The following is a 16,003-nucleotide window of genomic DNA, read 5'->3' as shown; positions in this document are numbered from 1 at the left end:
AGACACCGATGATCCGCCTCGACCGGCGCCAGTCGGCGATTGGCAGCCTGCTGGTGACGGGGGCAACCTCGGCGGCATGGGAAAGCCCAGAACGCGTGACCGGGGCAATGACCGTGGACGGCGCCGTCTCCGGCACTTCCATCAAGTGCTCGGGAAACCGCCCGCTTGTGGGCTACATGGACGGGACCGCCGTCGTGGCACTTCGGCATATCCGCGAGCTGCGCCGGGCGCTTTTTATCGGACAGCCTTCGGCCCCGCTGACCGTGGAGATCTTCGACGGCGGCACCGGGACGCTGCCCGCGGCCAGCGGGGAGCTCAGATACATCCTGTCCCTGACCGCGATCGATGGAGTCATCGAGCTGCGCGCCGAACCGGTGCCGGCCCGCGCCGACGCCGCCGAGCTCTGGCAGGAATTCGGCTTTTCCATGACCACCAACGCTGCCGCCCGTCGGCAGGGACACTGACGGGACGGCATGCGCCATTTCAGTTTTCTTAGCGACGAGAATGCCTCGCGCCTTTTCCACATCGCTCCGCAGGAGCTGAGCCTGGGCTCGGCGCCAGCGGTGCTGGCCGTGGCCTTGGGCGCCACGCTCTACACTCCGGCGGACCGCCCGAACCTGGCTCAGGATATCCGCAAACAGGCTGCCCGCGGCTGCCTGAGCATGGTGATCTGCCTCGAGGATTCCATCGCCGATGATGCGGTGGACTCTGCAGAGACCAACGTCGTGAACACGCTGACCCGGCTGCATGCCGGTTCCGCCGGGCCGCGCCGCGGGAGCGGCATCGGCAGCGACGACGACAGGAGTGGCGACAGCGGCAGCGACGCTGTCGGCGCCTTCCACTCCGACGAGGGGCCGTTGCTGTTTCTCCGGGTCCGCACGCCGGAACAGATGCTGAGCCTGGCCAGCCGCTGCGGTAAGGCACTGGACCTGCTGGTGGGCTTTGTCATTCCGAAGTTCGAGAATGAGACCGGCCAGGCCCAGCGGTTCCTGGATGCCCTGCATACCATCAACGATTCACGCGGGGGCGGCCGCAGGCTGCGGATCATGCCCATCATGGAATCTCCGCTCGTGATCCACGGCGAGACCCGGGCCAGGACTTTGTCCGGTATCTGCGACGTGCTGCAAGCCAACAAGGAGGATGTCCTGGCCGTCCGCGTGGGCGCCACGGACATGTCCAGTGCTTTCGGCCTGCGCCGCTCCCGGGACCTGACCATCTATGACGTCAAGGTGGTCGCCTCCGTGATCGGGGACATCGTGAATATGCTGGGCCGGCCGGACAACGGATTCGTGATCTCCGGCCCGGTCTGGGAGCACTACAGCAACAGCGAGCGGGTGCTGCGCCCCCTGCTGCGGCGCACTCCCTTCGCCGACGCAAATGAGATGCCGCTGCGCGATCGGATTCTGACGGCCAACCTCGACGGGCTGATCCGCGAAATCGAACTGGACCTGGCCAACGGGCTGCTGGGCAAGACGGTCATCCACCCCACCCATGTCCCGCTGGTCCATGCCATGTGCGTCGTCAGCCACGAGGAATACGTGGACGCGCTGGAGATCGCCGGCAAGAACGGCGGCGGCGCCTCGGCCTCGCCGTACGGCAACAAGATGAATGAGATGAAGCCCCATCAGGCCTGGGCCGGCCAGACGCTGCTGCGTGCCGCAGCGTTTGGTGTTGCCGCCGAGAACATCACTTACGTTGACCTTCTGGAAGCGAGCATGAATTGAGCCAGGACATCTGGACCGGCGGTTTTGTGCGGGACGCCCTCGGCGTCGGCATCACGACGGACCACTCCGCGAGCCTGCTGCCGGTCGAGGACCTCGTGGGACTGGCACTGCGCCGCAACCCCAAGCGGGCCCACCTGCTGGTGTCCCGGGTGCTCGGCAAACACGTCCCCTCTGAACCCGGGCTGGTCATAGCCGCCGGTGAGTTGCTGGGAGTGCTCGTCGGCGAGGCTCTGTCCGATACCCCGGAATCCGTATCCGTCACTCCGACCATTGCGGCCGGGCTCGCCGCGCTCCTGCGCGGGGAAACGCACGACGGCGGCCGGCGGGCCGCGTTGCAGAGCCTCCGTCTGCAGCTCGCCGGGTTGAAGACCCGCAACCCGCAGATCATTACCATCGGCTACGCGGAGACGGCCACCGGCCTGGGACGGCTTGTGGCTGACACGATCGGCTCGTATTACATCCATTCCTCCCGGCACGCCCCGGCGGGCGCCGCCGCCTACGGGTCCTTCGAGGAATCACATTCGCACGCCACCTCACACCGGCTGCTCCCCACGGATCCGCGGCGCCTGAACGCCCCTGAACCGGTGGTGCTGGTCGACGACGAACTCAGCACCGGGGCCACGATCATCAACACCATCACCGAACTCCACGCCTTGGCTCCCCATCCCAGCTACACGGTGGCTGCGCTCGTGGACCTGCGGACACCGGGGGACCGGGCCCGGTTCGACGAACTCGCGGAGCGGCTCGGGACCCGCATCCGGGTGGTGGCTCTGGGCACGGGGCAGATCACCCTGGGCGCGGACATTCTCCAGCGTGCCGATGAGGTGGTGGCCGCACTGCCGCAGGCGCCGGCAACCCCGGATTGGGCACCCGGAACGGTGACCTTCCTCAGGCCCGGGACGGTCGGCGCAGCTGTCCGCAGCGACCGGTTCGGCAACGGCGGTTCCCCCGCCGCGGCTACGCTGGCCGACGTCGGGGAGTCGATCCACCGGGCCCTTCCGCAGGCGGCCGGCGCGGAGTCCGTGCTGGTCCTGGGCAGCGAGGAGTTCATCCACGTGCCCCTGGCCGTGGCCGATGCACTGGACCGGCTGAATCCGGACCGCGGCGTCCGGTTCTCCACTACCACCCGATCCCCGATCGTCGCCCTGGACCGCCCGGATTACGCCATCACGGGCACGGTGCGGTTCGCCAGCCATGACGTCACCGTGGACGGCCCCGGTGTGCGCTTCGCCCACAATGTTTCCTCCGTCGGCCGCAGATTCGGCACGATCGTCCTGATGCCCGAACCCGGGACCCCCGCGGAGGTCCTCTCGGGTCCCGGCAGCGTGACGGAGGCGCTTGTCGCCGTGTGCAGCGCGGTCGTGGTCGTCCTCCTGCCCGCCTCACCCGTCCTCCCGGCGCCGCTGGCCGGACCGGCGTTCGGTTCCTACGCACCGGAGGAAGTCACCTGGTTGCTCCAGGACATCGGTGATGCCGCGCTGGAAGCGCCCGCGGCCGATCGTGAAGCCGCGATGCAATCGGGCGGGGCGAGCTATGCAGAGTCCCTGCCGATCGAATATTCGCCCTCGCAGCAGTACCAGCAGCTGTACCGGGACGCCTTGAAACGCTCCGCCGCGCGCGTCGCGCAGGCCGTGGGCACCGTGACCGAGATGGCGCTGGCCGCGCGCCGGAACCGGCCTGTGTTGGTTTCCCTGGCCAGGGCCGGCACACCGGTCGGCATCCTGATGCGCCGCTGGGCCCAGCAGATCCACGGCATCGACCTTCCCCACTACACGATGAGCATCGTGCGCGGCGTCGGGCCGGACCAGACGGCCCTGCGATACCTGGCCGCCCACCATGACCCGGAGCAGATCCTCTTTGTGGACGGCTGGACCGGAAAGGGCGCGATCACCCGCGAGCTCTCGGCCGGCCTCGACCGCTTCGCCGAAACCGGCGGTGTTGCCTTCCCCAAGGACCTCGCCGTGCTCGCCGATCCCGGGCACTGCGCCGCCATGTACGGCACGCGCGAGGACTACCTCATACCCTCCGCCTGCCTGAACTCGACGGTGTCCGGGCTCGTGTCCCGCACGGTCTTCAACACGGAGTTCATCGGCCCCGACGACTTCCACGGGGCCAAGTTTTACCACCAGCTGCGCGGTGACGACGTCTCGCGGGAGTTCTTGGCCGCCGTCTCTGGCCATTTCCCAACCGTCGAATCGTTCGCCCGGGCAGAAGCCGGGGCGCTGCTGGCCGCGGACCGGACGCCCACCTGGGCCGGCAGGCTCGCCGTGGAAAGCCTCGGCCGGGAACACGGGATCGACGACCTGAACCTCATCAAACCCGGAGTCGGCGAGACAACACGCGTGCTGCTGCGCAGGGTGCCGTGGAAGATCCTGGTGCGTCCTGATGCCGCGCCCGAGATAGCCCACATCCTGCTGCTGGCTCAGCAGCGCGATGTACCGGTGCTGGAGGTGCCGCACCTGCCCTTCAGCTGCGTGGGGCTCATCGATCCGACGTTCAGCGGGGTATCCGGCGCTGATGGAGTCACTGCGGCGGCCGCCCTGTGAATTCCGTCCTGCTGGCCTCGGACCTTGACCGGACCCTCATCTACTCCGCGAAGGCCTTCTTTCTGGACGTCCCCGACCACCTGGCACCGGACATGGTGGTTGCGGAGCTCCACGAGGGGGTGCCGATCTCGTTTATGACCCGCACCGCCGAGCGGCTGCTGCTCGAACTGACCCGGACAACCATCTTCGTCCCAGTGACCACCCGGACCGAGGCCCAGTACCGGCGGGTCCGGCTGCCCGGTGCCGTGCCTGAATACGCGGTCACCACCAACGGCGGTGTCCTGCTCAAGAACGGCGAGCCGGACATCGAGTGGCAGACCACAGTCGGGCAACGGGTCTCGGAGGGCTCGGCGCCGCTGGCCGTCATCGAGGAATTTTTGTCCCGGGAGGCCTACCGGTCCTGGATTCTCCGGCTGCGCCAGGCCGAAGAGCTCTTCCTCTACGCCATCGTGGACCGGGAGCTCATGCCCGCGGAATTCGTGCGGGAGCTGGACGCATGGTGTGCCTCGCTCGGCTGGACGGTGTCCGTCCAGGGCCGCAAGCTCTACTGTGTGCCGCACGCGGTGACGAAGAACAGCGCCGTCGCAGAAGTCGCCCGGCGGACTGGGGCCTCCCGGGTGATCGCCGCCGGGGATTCGCTGCTGGACGGGCCGATGCTGGCCGAAGCTGACGTCGCCTTCCGTCCCTCCCACGGAGAACTCGCCGACGTCGACTTCCGCAGGGATCACCTGCGCGTCACCGATGCCCGCGGCATCCTGGCAGGCGAAGAAATCTCCCGACGCATACATGCGCTGGTCCAGCGCTGAGCACACGTCTACAGGCGGCCACCTGCCCAGCCTTGGCCTGACCAGGAACTCGGCCGTGATGTACGGGCCCAAGGGCCTGCGCTTCAATGCAGTGGACCCCGGCCCCACCATCACCAACATCAACGGGGCCATCCTTGCGTCCGACGGCAGGAGGTCCCGCCGTCGTCCGCTCGCCTTTGTAAATCCTCATTGTGGTGGGCGCCCAACAGGGCCACCATGTTCGTATGGACGCTGAAACACCGAAGGCGGCGGAGCTGAACCTTCCCCAGGCCTTCCTCCTTCTGGCAACGAACGACATGAACGGCAAACCTGAAGTGCCGGTGTTCGCACTCAGGACCACTGTGGCAGGTGCAATACTGGCCGAGCTGGACCTGATCGGTGCGATCGAGCTGCAGGGGAAGCGCGTCAGGGCCACCGGAGACGCCCCGCAAACGGATTTCCAGCGCGAGCTGGAAGTCATCCGTGGCAAATCCCGGCCCCACACTCCCAAGGGGTGGGTGGGTATGCTGGAGGGCCGCGCCGTCGTGCAGCGTGTCTACGAGGGCATGGCGTCACTGGGCATCGTGGAACATGTCGGCGAAAAGCACCTGGGCCGGTTCCGGGCCGTGCGGTACCCGGAGAAGGACCACGCTCCGGAGGCGGCGCTCCTGGAAAAGATCCAGGCCGCCCTCAGCGGCCCGCCGTCCGATCTCGAGGCGCCTGATTCCACGGCGTCCGACGCCGGGACGGCCGATGTGAGGACGACTGATGCCAAGGTGCCTGCTGCCAAGCCTGATTCGAAGGCGCCCGATGCCAGGATCATCGTGCTGATCGCCCTGCTTCAGGCGGCCGGAATGCTCGGCAAGCTCTTCCCGGCGGCAGATCTGACCCGGGCAACTGAGCTGTCGAAGGACTATTGGCCGTCCCGCGCGGTGGAGGACGAACTTCGGATGATCAGACTGGCGGAGCAAGAAGCCGCAAACCTGTGATGCTTCCCGAAACCGCTAGGCATGGGAGTCGCCGGCCGGCGTAGACTCCAGCAGCCCGCCGTGGGCCTGACCAAGAGTTCGGCCGTTATGTTCGGGCCGAAGGGCCTGCGCTTCAACGCCGTGGCTCCCGGCCCCACCATCACCAACATCGTGGCCAACTGGGGGATCCCAGCTCGCGGCCGAACGCCTCGGACCGCTGATGCAGGCCACCGTCCCCACGCCCGCCACCGCGGCGCAGCTCGCCGCCTCCATCGCCTGCATCCTCAGCGACGACCGCACCAACGTCAACGGAGCCATCCTGGCGTGCGACGGCGGCTGGTCGGCGCTGTAGGGGAGCGGCACCAAAAGCAAGCGGACGACGGCGGGACGTCCCGCCGTCGTCCGCTTTCCCCATCTACGCCCGTAGTTCACGCGCCACCCGTGACGCAGGAAGGCCGGGAGCGGGAGGGGCACCCATTTGTGGAACTCAACAGATGCTTGACTGCGGGGTTTCACGCTCAGATAATGCAACTTAGGGTCCCGACTGCCCATCCCGAGGCCCATTTAGGGAGTGCGCCATGCGTCCTGGCTTCCGGATTATCGTGGCGACGTTGCTCGCGTTGGCGACAGTAGGCGCCATCTATTTGTTCACCAGCGTGGACTCACTTGAGACAGGCCAGCGGCCCCAACCCCTCATAACGGACTCACAGCCAACGACGCCGACCCCTTCTCCGACACCGACTCCCGCGCCGACACCCACTGACTCGATCTTGCTGCCAGTGGTCGAGAACGCTGGGTTTTCAGGGTCAGGGGACATTTCGGATGACTCTGCCATCTGGGTTGACCTGGCGAATCCCGCCAACAGCGTAGTGGTTGCTGATAACAAGGCGACTTCCGGTGGTGGCATTGGTGTGTTCGGGATGGACGGCAGCTTGATACACTTCCGGGGCGACGGGATGATCGGCAACGTTGACCTGAGGCCCGGGTTCTCATTATCGGGGCAATCAATTGTGCTGGTCGGGGCGAATAACCGGACGAACAACACCCTGGCGTTGTGGTCGTTGGATACAACCAGCAGAACGCTCACGCCGGTCACTGCCCGCAGCATTCCCACGTTCGCGCCGAACTACGGTTTCTGCATGTACCGCAGCGTTAGCGGCAGGTTCTATGCCTTTGTCACACCCAACGGCCCGGGTACGGTCCAGCAATTCGAATTGATTGACAACGGCGCGGGCAAGGTTGACGCCGTCCCCGTCCGATCGCTGCCGATCAGCAGTATCACGGAGAGCTGTGTGGCTGATGACGAACTCGGCCACCTGTATGTCGGCCAGGAGGACGCGGCCATTTGGAAGTACGGCGCCGAACCCGGCGCTGGAGCTGGCCGACTGTCCGTTGACGCTGCGGGAGCAGGGCGCCTCGTGGCCGACATCGAGGGGATGAGCATCGTTTATGGCGCAAACGGTTCCGGATATCTCTTCGTGTCCAGCCAAGGCGACTCCAGCATAGCCATCTACGACCGCGCGGGAAACAACCCGTTCATCAGGAAATTCAAAGTCGGCGCCAACGGGACAATCGACGCCGTGACGGGCACAGATGGCATCGATGTGACCAGCCTGAACGCGGGGCCGCAGTTCGAACAGGGGCTTCTAGTAGTCCATGACGAAACCAACCCCGGCGGCGCCACCTCGAATCTGAAATTCGTTCCGCTGAGTGCCGTCCTTGGGTGACATTCGCCCTGATGGGCACACCGACGCTATGAACGCCGACGCCCACAAGATTCAGCGCATCTATCTCACGTTGACGCTAGCCAACTGGGGATCCCGGTTCGCGGCCGAACGCCTCGGCCCGCTGACGCAAGCCACCGTCCCCACGCCCGCCACCGCGGCCCAGCTCGCCGCCTCCGTCACCTTCCTGCTCAGCGACGACGGCACCAACGTCAACGGCGCCATCCTCGCGTCCGACGGCGGCTGGTCGGCGCTCTAAGGGAGCGGCACCAAACGCAAACGGACGACGGCGGCGGGAGGCCCCGCCGTCGTCCGTAACTGGCCGGCAGGAGGGTTAGAGGTCCAGCACCAGGACGGGGCACGTGGCGCGGGAGACGCAGACCATCATGCAGCTGTTTTCGGCTTTTTCTTGGTGGGTGAGGACGGAGTCGCGGTGGTCGACCGTTCCCTCGACAATGGGGGTTTCGCAGGTGCCGCAGGTTCCTTCGCCGCAGGAGGAAAGGATGCGTGTGCCAGCCTCTTCGAGTACACGGAGGACGGATTTATCCGCCGGGACGGTCAGCCGCACGCCGCTCGCTGCCAGTTCGATTTCGAACGCCACATCCTGCGCGGTGTCCACCTTCTTGGCCGTGAACCGTTCCAGGTGCAGGGACCCGGAGGGCCATTTCTCGGCACAGATTGCCTCGACGGCGGCCAGGAGCGGCTCCGGACCGCAGGCGTAGACGGCCGTGCGGCGGTCCGGTGAGCCCAGGGCCGTGTGCAGATCGATGATCCCTTTCTGGTCCTGGGGCCACAGCGTGGTTCGGGTGCCGTGGGCTATTAGCTCATCCCTGAAGGCCATGGAGGAAAGTGTCCGGCCCCCGTAGACGAGGGTCCAGGGCTTCCCCTGCTCCTGTACCTCACGGATCATCGCGGCAATGGGGGTGATTCCGATACCACCGGCGACGAACAGGTAGCCGGGGGCTTCGACGAGCCGGAAGTGGTTCCGCGGACCGCGGACAGTCACCGCATCGCCGGCGGCCAGCAACTCGTGAACGAACTGCGAGCCGCCGCGGCTGTTGGGCGCATTGAGGACACCAACGACGTAGCTGCTCCGATCTGCCGGATCGCCGCAGAGGGAGTACTGCCGCGTCAGGCCGTTCGAAAGAACCAGGTCGATGTGGGCGCCGGGACGCCACGGCGGAAGGTCTTCGCCGTCCTGGTGCTGGAGGGTGAGGAGTACGACGTCGTCGGCTGCGTGGGTTTTCGCAGCGACGCGGGCAACGAAATGGGCCTCTTCGAGGGTGAGGTCCGAAATTGGCCCGGAGATGGTCTCTGTTTTGCTCATGGTCCTGCTCTCAATCTGAAAGTCGTCGCGTGGGATGCGGTGCGGGGAAGTGTGTTCTAGTACTGCGTGAGTGACAGGCGGCTGAGCCGCCCGCCGATGAACCACTCGGTGACGTAGAGCCAGTGACCGTCGACAGCGATTCCGTGGGGGCTGTTGAAGAACCCCGGGTCCACAACCGGTCCGTCCAGGCCCTCGGGAGTGCTGCGGTTGGGCCAGGCATCGTCCTCGTTCGACCGGGGCCGGGCCCGTTCCAGGACGCGGGTGAATGCATCGCCGTCGAACCTCGCGACTCCGCCGAAGAGTTCGGTGACGTAGATCCGGTCCCCGACGAGAACGAGCGAGGACGGGCTGTCCAGGACGCCTTCGCCCAGGATCCGCGACTGCATTCCGTTCCGGTCCATGACTACGATTCTGCGGTTGGCGCGGTCCGCCACATAGATTTCGAGGTGCCCGTGGTCAGTCCGCAGGAGTATCCCGTGGGGGCAGGCGAAGGCGGTGCCTGTTTCAGCGCCGTCTCGCGTACCGAGGTAGTGGCCCGAGGCGTCGAAACGGTGCACCAGGCTGGCGCCGTACCCGTCGGCTACCCAGATGTCACCGCTACCGGTGTATCGGGAATCGTCGATAGCGATCGACGTCGGACGCCATTGCTCCGTGGCGTATTCCGGCAGTGGCGGGCATTCCAGTTCGAGGAGGACGCTTCCGTCCCTGTTCAGGATCACTGCGCGCCCGGGCGAGAAGTGATCGGCGTAGGCCGACGCATTGGCGGGATCTTCGACGAAGCGGTGCCCGGGGTCGGCCACCGCGATGACTTCCTCGCCGTCGCGTTCGCAGGTGAAAATGCTGTGCATTTCGGTCAGGGACGTTGGGATGGTTTCGGCGCCACCTGAAGGGTCGATAACCAACAGGTCGCGGCCCTCCGGGTGGGCGCAGAGGATTCTGCCGTCGCTGAGGACGGCGACACCGGAGTGCATCCAGCCGCGTGACTGTGGCAGCAGGCCGGAGAGGTCCTCCCAGCCGTTGACCTCAGTCAAGGAACTTCACCGGAAGCTTTGCGAAGCCGCGGACCATTTGCTTTGCCCAGCGCTCCGGCAACCCGACGACGCGGATCTCAGGGCCTTCGAGGAGAGTCTCCACGAGGACGCGTCCGGCAAGCCTGGCCAGGGGTGCGCCCAGGCAGGCGTGGATGCCGTCGCCGAAGGTCATGATGCGGTTCTCCGGCGTCAGCTCGCGGCGGATATCAAAGAAGTCCGGGTTCTGGAAGACCCGGTCGTCCCGGTTGGCGGAGCCCAGCAGGAACATCACACGGGAGTCCGCCGGTATGGTCACGCCGGCGATGGTGATCTCGGCGGTGGTCTGCCGGCAGAGGTTCTGGCCGGGGGTGTCGAAACGGAGTGTCTCCTCCACAAAGGCGGGAATGGCGGCCGGGTCCTCCGCTAGGCAGCGCTGGAAGGCCGGGAACTTGTCCAGGGTGGCCACGAGGTTGGTGATGAGGGCGGCGGGCGCGTCGATGGCTGCCGACAGAATCAGATGGGCGAGGCCCACCTGTTCATCCGGCTGCACCTTGCCGGCGTGCATGCCAGCAATGATCTGGGTGATGGCATCCGACCCTGTGGCGGTGCCGCCGGCTTCGACCTCTTCGCTCCGCTTCCCAAATACTTCCGCGATGTGCTCTTCGGCTTCCTGATTGGAGACGGCGGCGTCGTCCGGCACGCCGAACTCGCCGACCGTCCGCACCATGGAGCGCAGGAGATGTTCCTGTAGCATTCCGCTGTCCTCGGCGGCCATGCCAATCATTTTCGTCGCCGCACCGATCGCCAACGGAAGCGCCACCTCAGTGGCAAAATCACCGCCCCCGTTCTCACGGAGTTCCGTGATCAGGTGGCGGGCCAGTTCCCTGATGCCGTCTTCCTTGGCCAGTATCTCGCGACCGACAAAGACGCGACGGACGGCCGATCGCAGAGAGGTGTGCCGGGGAGCGTCGACCATGATCAGGTTGCCCGCCCCATAGGACGCATGGGTACCGTCCATGTCATTGCCCAGGGCGCTGGAAAGCTGCTCGTGGTTTCGCAGGCCTGCCTGGACATCGGTGTAACGCGAGACGACGTACAGGTCGCGGCGCTCGTTGTAGTAGACCGGAGCCTTGTCCCGCAGGATTTTGTACAGCTCATAGGGATGGTCATAAGCGGCGTAGGAGAGCGGATCGTAGAAGACTCCGGGATCTGTCTCCAGGCCGGGATTCGGGCCAATCCTGGGCGCCGTAGCAGGGTCCTGCGTATGTGCTTCTTCGCCGGCGAGTGTGGTGCCGTTGAACGGGCATTGCTGGATGTCGGTGGTGTTCGGATCAGTGGCTAGCGACATTGGTAGGCCCTGCTTTCGTGGGTTTGCGTGGATGAGGGAACGAGACCTCAGCCGTGTGAGGAAGGGGGATCTGAGCGGGATTTCCTAAAGACTAGCACGTGCCAGTTTTTCGTCAAGGGATGTCCTGACAAACCCGGCGGAGAGCCATCTACCCTCCGCGTATAGGATGTCCAAGTGATCTCTAAACGGCCGACCATGATGGACGTCGCCACTCGCGTCGGCGTTTCACGGCAGCTTGTGGGGCTCGCCTTCCGCAATGAGGCCGGCGTCAGTTCCTCGACGAAGGAACGCATCTTTGAGGCGGCTTCCGAGCTTGGATACAGCCCGGACATCGCGGCGCGGTCACTTCGCCGGCGGAGCAGTAACTACATCGGCGTGCTCTTCAATCCCGCCCACTCATCCGCGGACGACATTGTCGAAGCCCTCTATGCGGCGGCCCATGAGCGTGGCTACAACCTGATTCTCGGTGCCTTGACGGCGATGCGGGACGAGCGGGATGCCATCACGGAACTGCTCGGGTTCCGCACTGAGTCCGTCATTCTGATTTCGCCGGAAACGCCTGTGAACGAGCTGCGGAAACTGGCAAAGAGACTGCCGGTGGTCAGCATCGGCAGACCACTGCCGCAGGGTGTCTGCAGTGCTGTCCGGTCAGACGGGCAATGGGGGATCTCGGCGGCCGTGGACCATTTGGTGGAACTAGGGCACCGGGATATTGCCTACGTGCTGACGCGGTCACTTCCCGAATTCGCTGCCCGCCACCAGGGGTATGTGACAGCAATGGACAGGCATGGACTGCCCTCGCGGGTCCGGGAGATTGGCGGGGACTTCACCGAGGAATCCGGTGCCAGCGCCGCCGAGTCGCTTCTCGCGGAGCCTGTCATGCCCACCGCGGTGGTCTGCTCCAACGACCACGCTGCCATGGGCCTGATCCATAGGCTTCTGCGTGCCGGATTGCGGGTGCCCGAGGATATTTCGGTCACGGGCTATGATGACAGCCGCATCGCCAGGCTGTCGTTCCTTGACCTGACGAGCGTCCGCCAGGATCCCGCGGAAATGAGCACGGCAGCCGTTGAGGCCGCCGTTCAAATGATGTCAGACCAGGAGTCAGCGCCCCAGGAACGCATGATCGTTCCCACGCTGGTCATCCGGGGAAGTACCGGCCAGCCCCGGTCAGGGGCGCAACTGCACCCCAGGTGAGCCGGCGCTGACGTCGACGTCCCGGCGCAGCTTCTCACGCGGGAGGTGTATGCCCGCATCCGAAATCCTCACCGTGTGCCCTGCGTCACAAACTAGCACGAGACAGTTTTTATTGAAAAGGTCTTGCACGTGCCAGTAATTGGGCGTAAGAATGTCCTGACAATAAGTCGAAGATCGGCACTCCCAAGGAGCATCAGTTCTGGATGGAGGCAGGCTTCGGCACCTATGAGAAGGACACGACGAAGTGAAACCTATTTCTACGTTCAAGCGAGGACTCGGCGTAATTGCCATGGCGGGCGTGGCAACGCTGGCACTGGCAGGCTGCACCGCAACGTCCAATGCATCATCAACCACCGGCCTGGCCGACAAGTTCGGCAGCCGCGCCGAAAACCGCAGTGTGTACTTCCTGACGTACTACAACCCTGCCGGCGACGCATTCTGGGCCCAGATCCTCAAGGGCGCGGAAGACGCCTCCACTCTCGGTGGCCTGCAGTTGACGCACCAGACCGCCGATGCCGATCCGGACAAAATGGTGGACCTCGTGGCAACAGCCACCGCGTCCAAGCCCGCCGTCATCGTGATGCCGTTCAACGAAGGCGAGAAGTGGGTCAAGGTGGCGTGTGACGCCTCGAAGGCAGGCATCAAGGTGGTCGCCTACAACGTGCCGGCACCCGAGAGTGCCGCCGACTGCGTCAGCGGTTTCGTGGGCCAGGACTTCTTCGAGGTGGGCACGCTCGTTGGCGAGCGTCTGGCTGCGGAGGCCAAGCTGGGCGCCGGCGACAAGGTCCTCTTCCCGGCGGAAGAGCCCGAGCAGAACTACGCCATCCAGCGGGGCGGCGGCGTGCAGAAAGCGCTCGACAAGGTGGGTGCGAAGGGCGAGTACCTCCGGACCTCCGCGTCCGATGAGGAAGCTCTGAACTCCCTTACCTCATGGCTCATCGCCAACAAGGACGTCAAGGCGGTGGCGCCTCTGGGAGGCACCCCGCACCGCAACATCCTGGCTGCCATGGAGGCAGCCGGCGTGAAGGTTCCTATCGTCGGCTTTGACACCTCCCCCCAGGTTATCGACGGCATCAAGGCCGGGGACATCATCGCCACGGCTGACCAGCAGGGCTTCGTCCAGGGATTCCAGTCGCTGATGCAGAGCGCCCTTGCCATCGACTTCGGCCTGGCACCGGCGAACATCAACTCCGGCGGCGTCTCCCTCATCGACAAGACAAACGTGCAAAACCTCGAGGCACCGGACCTCCAGGGCGTCCGCTGGTAACTGCGTCATAAGGGGGACGGGGCGGCGGCAACGCCCCCGTCCCGTCCCCCGTCCGGGACTCAGTGCCCACCTCTTCCATTCCGCGGCATCGACGCCGCTGCCATCGAAAGTTCAGGTCATGTCACCACAAGACACAGGCACCGACCAACACGTCCTCACGGCGCCGTTGGAAACAGGGGCCATCACCAAAATACGCCGTCTTGCCGATAACCAACCAGTCACAACAGCCGAGAAATTCAAGGACTACATCCGCTACACACGTGGCCGCGGAGCCCTCGAAATCGGCGCGATCCTGGCGGTCGTCATCATCGGCTTCGTCATCGCCAGCATCGCCAGCCCCGCCTTCCCGTTCCTGTCGTCCAACAACCTCTCGGGCGTCATTTCCCAGAGCATTCCGGTATTGGCCATCCTGGCCATCGGAGTCGGGATCCTGATGATCGCCGGCGAATTCGACCTCTCCCTGGGCGCGAGCATCGGGTTCTCTTCCATCACGTTCATTCACGTCTCCAACTCGTTCGGCTGGGGCTGGGGGGTCCTGGCCGCAATCGCTGCGGCCACCGGTATTGCCCTGATCAACGGACTGATCGTGGTCATCACCGGCATCCCGTCCTTCATCGCCACTCTGGGCATGGCGTTCTTCTGGACCGGCGCCAGCATCTTCATCAACGGCACCGCGCCGGCACTGCTGCGCAAGGGCAAAGACGAAGCACTCGTCACACTCTTCGCCGGCGATTTCGGCTTCTTCCGCTCGCAGCTGGTCTGGATGATCGTGGTGGGAGTAGTGGCGTGGTTCTTCCTGCACCGCCACAAGCTCGGCAACCACATCTTCGCCGTCGGCGGCAACGCATCGGCCGCCAGGGCGATCTCCATCAACCCGCTCAAGGTCAAGCTTCTCTCCTACGCCCTTTTCGGAGCGATGGTGGGCCTGGCGAGCATCCTGATCTCGGTCCGGACCTCCTCCATGCAGCCCGGGTCCACTGAGGATTACACCCTGATGGCGATTGCCGCTGCCGTGGTGGGCGGAACCTCTCTTCTCGGAGGACGGGGAACCATCATCGGCATGATTGTCGGCGCAGCGCTGATCCGCATCATCGAAAACGGCCTGATCCTGGGCAAGGCGCCCGGCTTCTACATCCAGCTCTTCGTCGGCCTGATCATCGTGGTCGCCGCTATCTTCAACAAGCTCATGGAAGGCAAAGCATCATGACCATCAACGAGGACTACCTGCTCCGGATTGAGGGCATCACCAAGAAGTACGGCGTCAACACCGTCCTGGACGACGTGTCTTTCGACATCGGAAAAGGCGAGGTTGTGGGCCTCCTTGGCGACAACGGTGCCGGCAAGTCGACCCTGGTCAAGATCATGTCAGGCGTGGTCCCAGCCACCGCAGGCGACTTCTCCTGGGACGGCACCAAGCACCCGCACGTGAACAGGGCCCTGACCGAGAGCCTGGGCATCGAAACGATCTTCCAGGACTCGGCACTGGTCCCGCAGATGTCGATTAGCCGCAACATCTTCATGGGCCGTGAGATCACGAACCGCCTTGGTTTAATGAAGATCAAGGAGATGGACGCCATTACCTCCGAAATCCTGGACTCCGTGGTGACCATTGAGGGCATCAAGAGCTCCAAGCAGCTTGTCTCGTCGCTGTCCGGAGGTCAGGCGCAAGCGGTGGCCATTGCCCGGGCCGTCCACTTCAAGCGCAGCCTCCTGATCCTTGACGAGCCTACGTCCGCGCTCGCGGTGCGCGCCACCGAAGCATTGCTGGACTACCTGCGGGCACTGAAGGCCGACGGAATCAGCTCCGTGCTGGTCACCCACAACCTCCACCACGCCTTCGAAGTCTGCGATCGGCACATCGTCATGAACCACGGGCGCAAGATCCTCGACGTTCGCCGCGAAGACACGAGCGTCGAAGAACTGACTGCCGCCGTCGTCGAAGGTGAACTTGGCATCCGCCGATACCGTGAGAACGCCACCGCGGCCTGACCCGACAAGCCGGTGATCACGGGACCCGGCACCCGCCTCGGAAGAGGTTCCTCGGCGACGGCCCTGCCCCTGGTGCGGCAGGGCCGTCGAGTCGAGCAGACGTCACGGTTTCTCCCCG

At 65.1% G+C, this 16,003-nt stretch carries 14 protein-coding genes and 1 pseudogene; 12 read left to right on the top strand and 3 right to left on the bottom strand.

Features of this window, described 5'->3' with window-relative positions:
• Positions 1-8: 8 nt before the first annotated feature.
• From NG701_RS14230 to NG701_RS14190, 8 genes and pseudogenes are all read left to right on the top strand, one after another.
• The gene (locus NG701_RS14230; protein WP_252568458.1) at positions 9-464 is read left to right on the top strand and encodes a hypothetical protein; all 456 of its coding nucleotides are present in this window, start codon (positions 9-11) and stop codon (positions 462-464) included.
• A 9-nt stretch (positions 465-473) separates the two neighbouring features.
• Entirely contained in the window at positions 474-1,724 is a 1,251-nt protein-coding gene (locus NG701_RS14225) for an HpcH/HpaI aldolase/citrate lyase family protein (RefSeq protein ID WP_252568457.1), read from the top strand.
• Positions 1,721-4,270: a phosphoribosyltransferase domain-containing protein gene (locus tag NG701_RS14220; protein ID WP_252568456.1), complete on the top strand. Its 2,550-nt coding sequence runs from the start codon at positions 1,721-1,723 to the stop codon at positions 4,268-4,270. The genes NG701_RS14225 and NG701_RS14220 overlap by 4 nt, the downstream gene beginning before the upstream one ends.
• Entirely contained in the window at positions 4,267-5,076 is an 810-nt protein-coding gene (locus tag NG701_RS14215) for an HAD family hydrolase (RefSeq protein ID WP_252568455.1), read from the top strand. The genes NG701_RS14220 and NG701_RS14215 overlap by 4 nt, the downstream gene beginning before the upstream one ends.
• Positions 5,077-5,300: 224 nt before the next feature.
• Positions 5,301-6,044 (top strand): GOLPH3/VPS74 family protein, encoded by a 744-nt coding sequence (locus NG701_RS14205; protein WP_252568454.1) that lies wholly within the window; start codon positions 5,301-5,303, stop codon positions 6,042-6,044.
• Positions 6,045-6,243: 199 nt separating this feature from the next.
• Entirely contained in the window at positions 6,244-6,375 is a 132-nt protein-coding gene (locus NG701_RS21180; protein WP_308291977.1) for a hypothetical protein, read from the top strand.
• Positions 6,376-6,601: 226 nt separating this feature from the next.
• Positions 6,602-7,750 carry a phytase gene (locus NG701_RS14195; protein ID WP_252568453.1) on the top strand — a complete coding sequence of 383 codons (1,149 nt, stop codon included), beginning with the start codon at positions 6,602-6,604 and terminating at the stop codon, positions 7,748-7,750.
• A 79-nt stretch (positions 7,751-7,829) separates the two neighbouring features.
• A pseudogene (locus NG701_RS14190) lies at positions 7,830-8,006 on the top strand (short-chain dehydrogenase); the annotation flags it as partial.
• A gap of 75 nt (positions 8,007-8,081) precedes the next feature.
• Here NG701_RS14190 and NG701_RS14185 read toward each other — a convergent pair.
• From NG701_RS14185 to NG701_RS14175, 3 genes are read right to left on the bottom strand one after another with little or no spacing between them, the layout of a single operon-like run.
• Positions 8,082-9,074, bottom strand: coding sequence for a PDR/VanB family oxidoreductase (locus NG701_RS14185; protein ID WP_252568452.1), 993 nt, complete (start codon positions 9,072-9,074; stop codon positions 8,082-8,084).
• Positions 9,075-9,130: 56 nt separating this feature from the next.
• The gene (locus tag NG701_RS14180; RefSeq protein ID WP_252568451.1) at positions 9,131-10,105 is read right to left on the bottom strand and encodes an NHL repeat-containing protein; all 975 of its coding nucleotides are present in this window, start codon (positions 10,103-10,105) and stop codon (positions 9,131-9,133) included.
• Positions 10,098-11,432 (bottom strand): cytochrome P450, encoded by a 1,335-nt coding sequence (locus NG701_RS14175; protein ID WP_252568450.1) that lies wholly within the window; start codon positions 11,430-11,432, stop codon positions 10,098-10,100. Before NG701_RS14175 ends, NG701_RS14180 begins: the two co-directional genes overlap by 8 nt.
• Before the next feature lie 174 nt (positions 11,433-11,606).
• Between NG701_RS14175 and NG701_RS14170 the strand changes: the two genes are divergently transcribed.
• From NG701_RS14170 to NG701_RS14155, 4 genes are all read left to right on the top strand, one after another.
• Positions 11,607-12,629 carry a LacI family DNA-binding transcriptional regulator gene (locus tag NG701_RS14170; RefSeq protein WP_252568449.1) on the top strand — a complete coding sequence of 341 codons (1,023 nt, stop codon included), beginning with the start codon at positions 11,607-11,609 and terminating at the stop codon, positions 12,627-12,629.
• 244 nt (positions 12,630-12,873) lie between these two features.
• Positions 12,874-13,896 (top strand): substrate-binding domain-containing protein, encoded by a 1,023-nt coding sequence (locus tag NG701_RS14165; RefSeq protein ID WP_252568448.1) that lies wholly within the window; start codon positions 12,874-12,876, stop codon positions 13,894-13,896.
• Between the two features lie 118 nt (positions 13,897-14,014).
• Entirely contained in the window at positions 14,015-15,103 is a 1,089-nt protein-coding gene (locus NG701_RS14160; RefSeq protein WP_252568447.1) for an ABC transporter permease, read from the top strand.
• Positions 15,100-15,885, top strand: a complete 786-nt coding sequence (locus tag NG701_RS14155; RefSeq protein WP_252568446.1) for an ATP-binding cassette domain-containing protein — start codon at positions 15,100-15,102, stop codon at positions 15,883-15,885. The genes NG701_RS14160 and NG701_RS14155 overlap by 4 nt, the downstream gene beginning before the upstream one ends.
• The last annotated feature ends 118 nt before the right edge of the window (positions 15,886-16,003 follow it).

The organism is Pseudarthrobacter cellobiosi (genome assembly GCF_023913815.1).
Taxonomy (GTDB): domain Bacteria; phylum Actinomycetota; class Actinomycetes; order Actinomycetales; family Micrococcaceae; genus Arthrobacter; species Arthrobacter cellobiosi.
This window is presented reverse-complemented; position numbering and strand designations above follow the sequence as displayed.

Excerpts from the sequence above, each read along its gene's own strand:
- NG701_RS14230 (WP_252568458.1), top strand. The coding sequence starts at position 9 with ATGATCCGCCTCGACCGGCGCCAGTCGGCGATTGGCAGCCTGCTGGTG.
- NG701_RS14225 (WP_252568457.1), top strand. The coding sequence starts at position 474 with ATGCGCCATTTCAGTTTTCTTAGCGACGAGAATGCCTCGCGCCTTTTC.
- NG701_RS14205 (WP_252568454.1), top strand. The coding sequence starts at position 5,301 with ATGGACGCTGAAACACCGAAGGCGGCGGAGCTGAACCTTCCCCAGGCC.
- NG701_RS21180 (WP_308291977.1), top strand. The coding sequence starts at position 6,244 with ATGCAGGCCACCGTCCCCACGCCCGCCACCGCGGCGCAGCTCGCCGCC.
- NG701_RS14195 (WP_252568453.1), top strand. The coding sequence starts at position 6,602 with ATGCGTCCTGGCTTCCGGATTATCGTGGCGACGTTGCTCGCGTTGGCG.
- NG701_RS14185 (WP_252568452.1), bottom strand. The coding sequence starts at position 9,074 with ATGAGCAAAACAGAGACCATCTCCGGGCCAATTTCGGACCTCACCCTC.
- NG701_RS14175 (WP_252568450.1), bottom strand. The coding sequence starts at position 11,432 with ATGTCGCTAGCCACTGATCCGAACACCACCGACATCCAGCAATGCCCG.
- NG701_RS14160 (WP_252568447.1), top strand. The coding sequence starts at position 14,015 with ATGTCACCACAAGACACAGGCACCGACCAACACGTCCTCACGGCGCCG.
- NG701_RS14155 (WP_252568446.1), top strand. The coding sequence starts at position 15,100 with ATGACCATCAACGAGGACTACCTGCTCCGGATTGAGGGCATCACCAAG.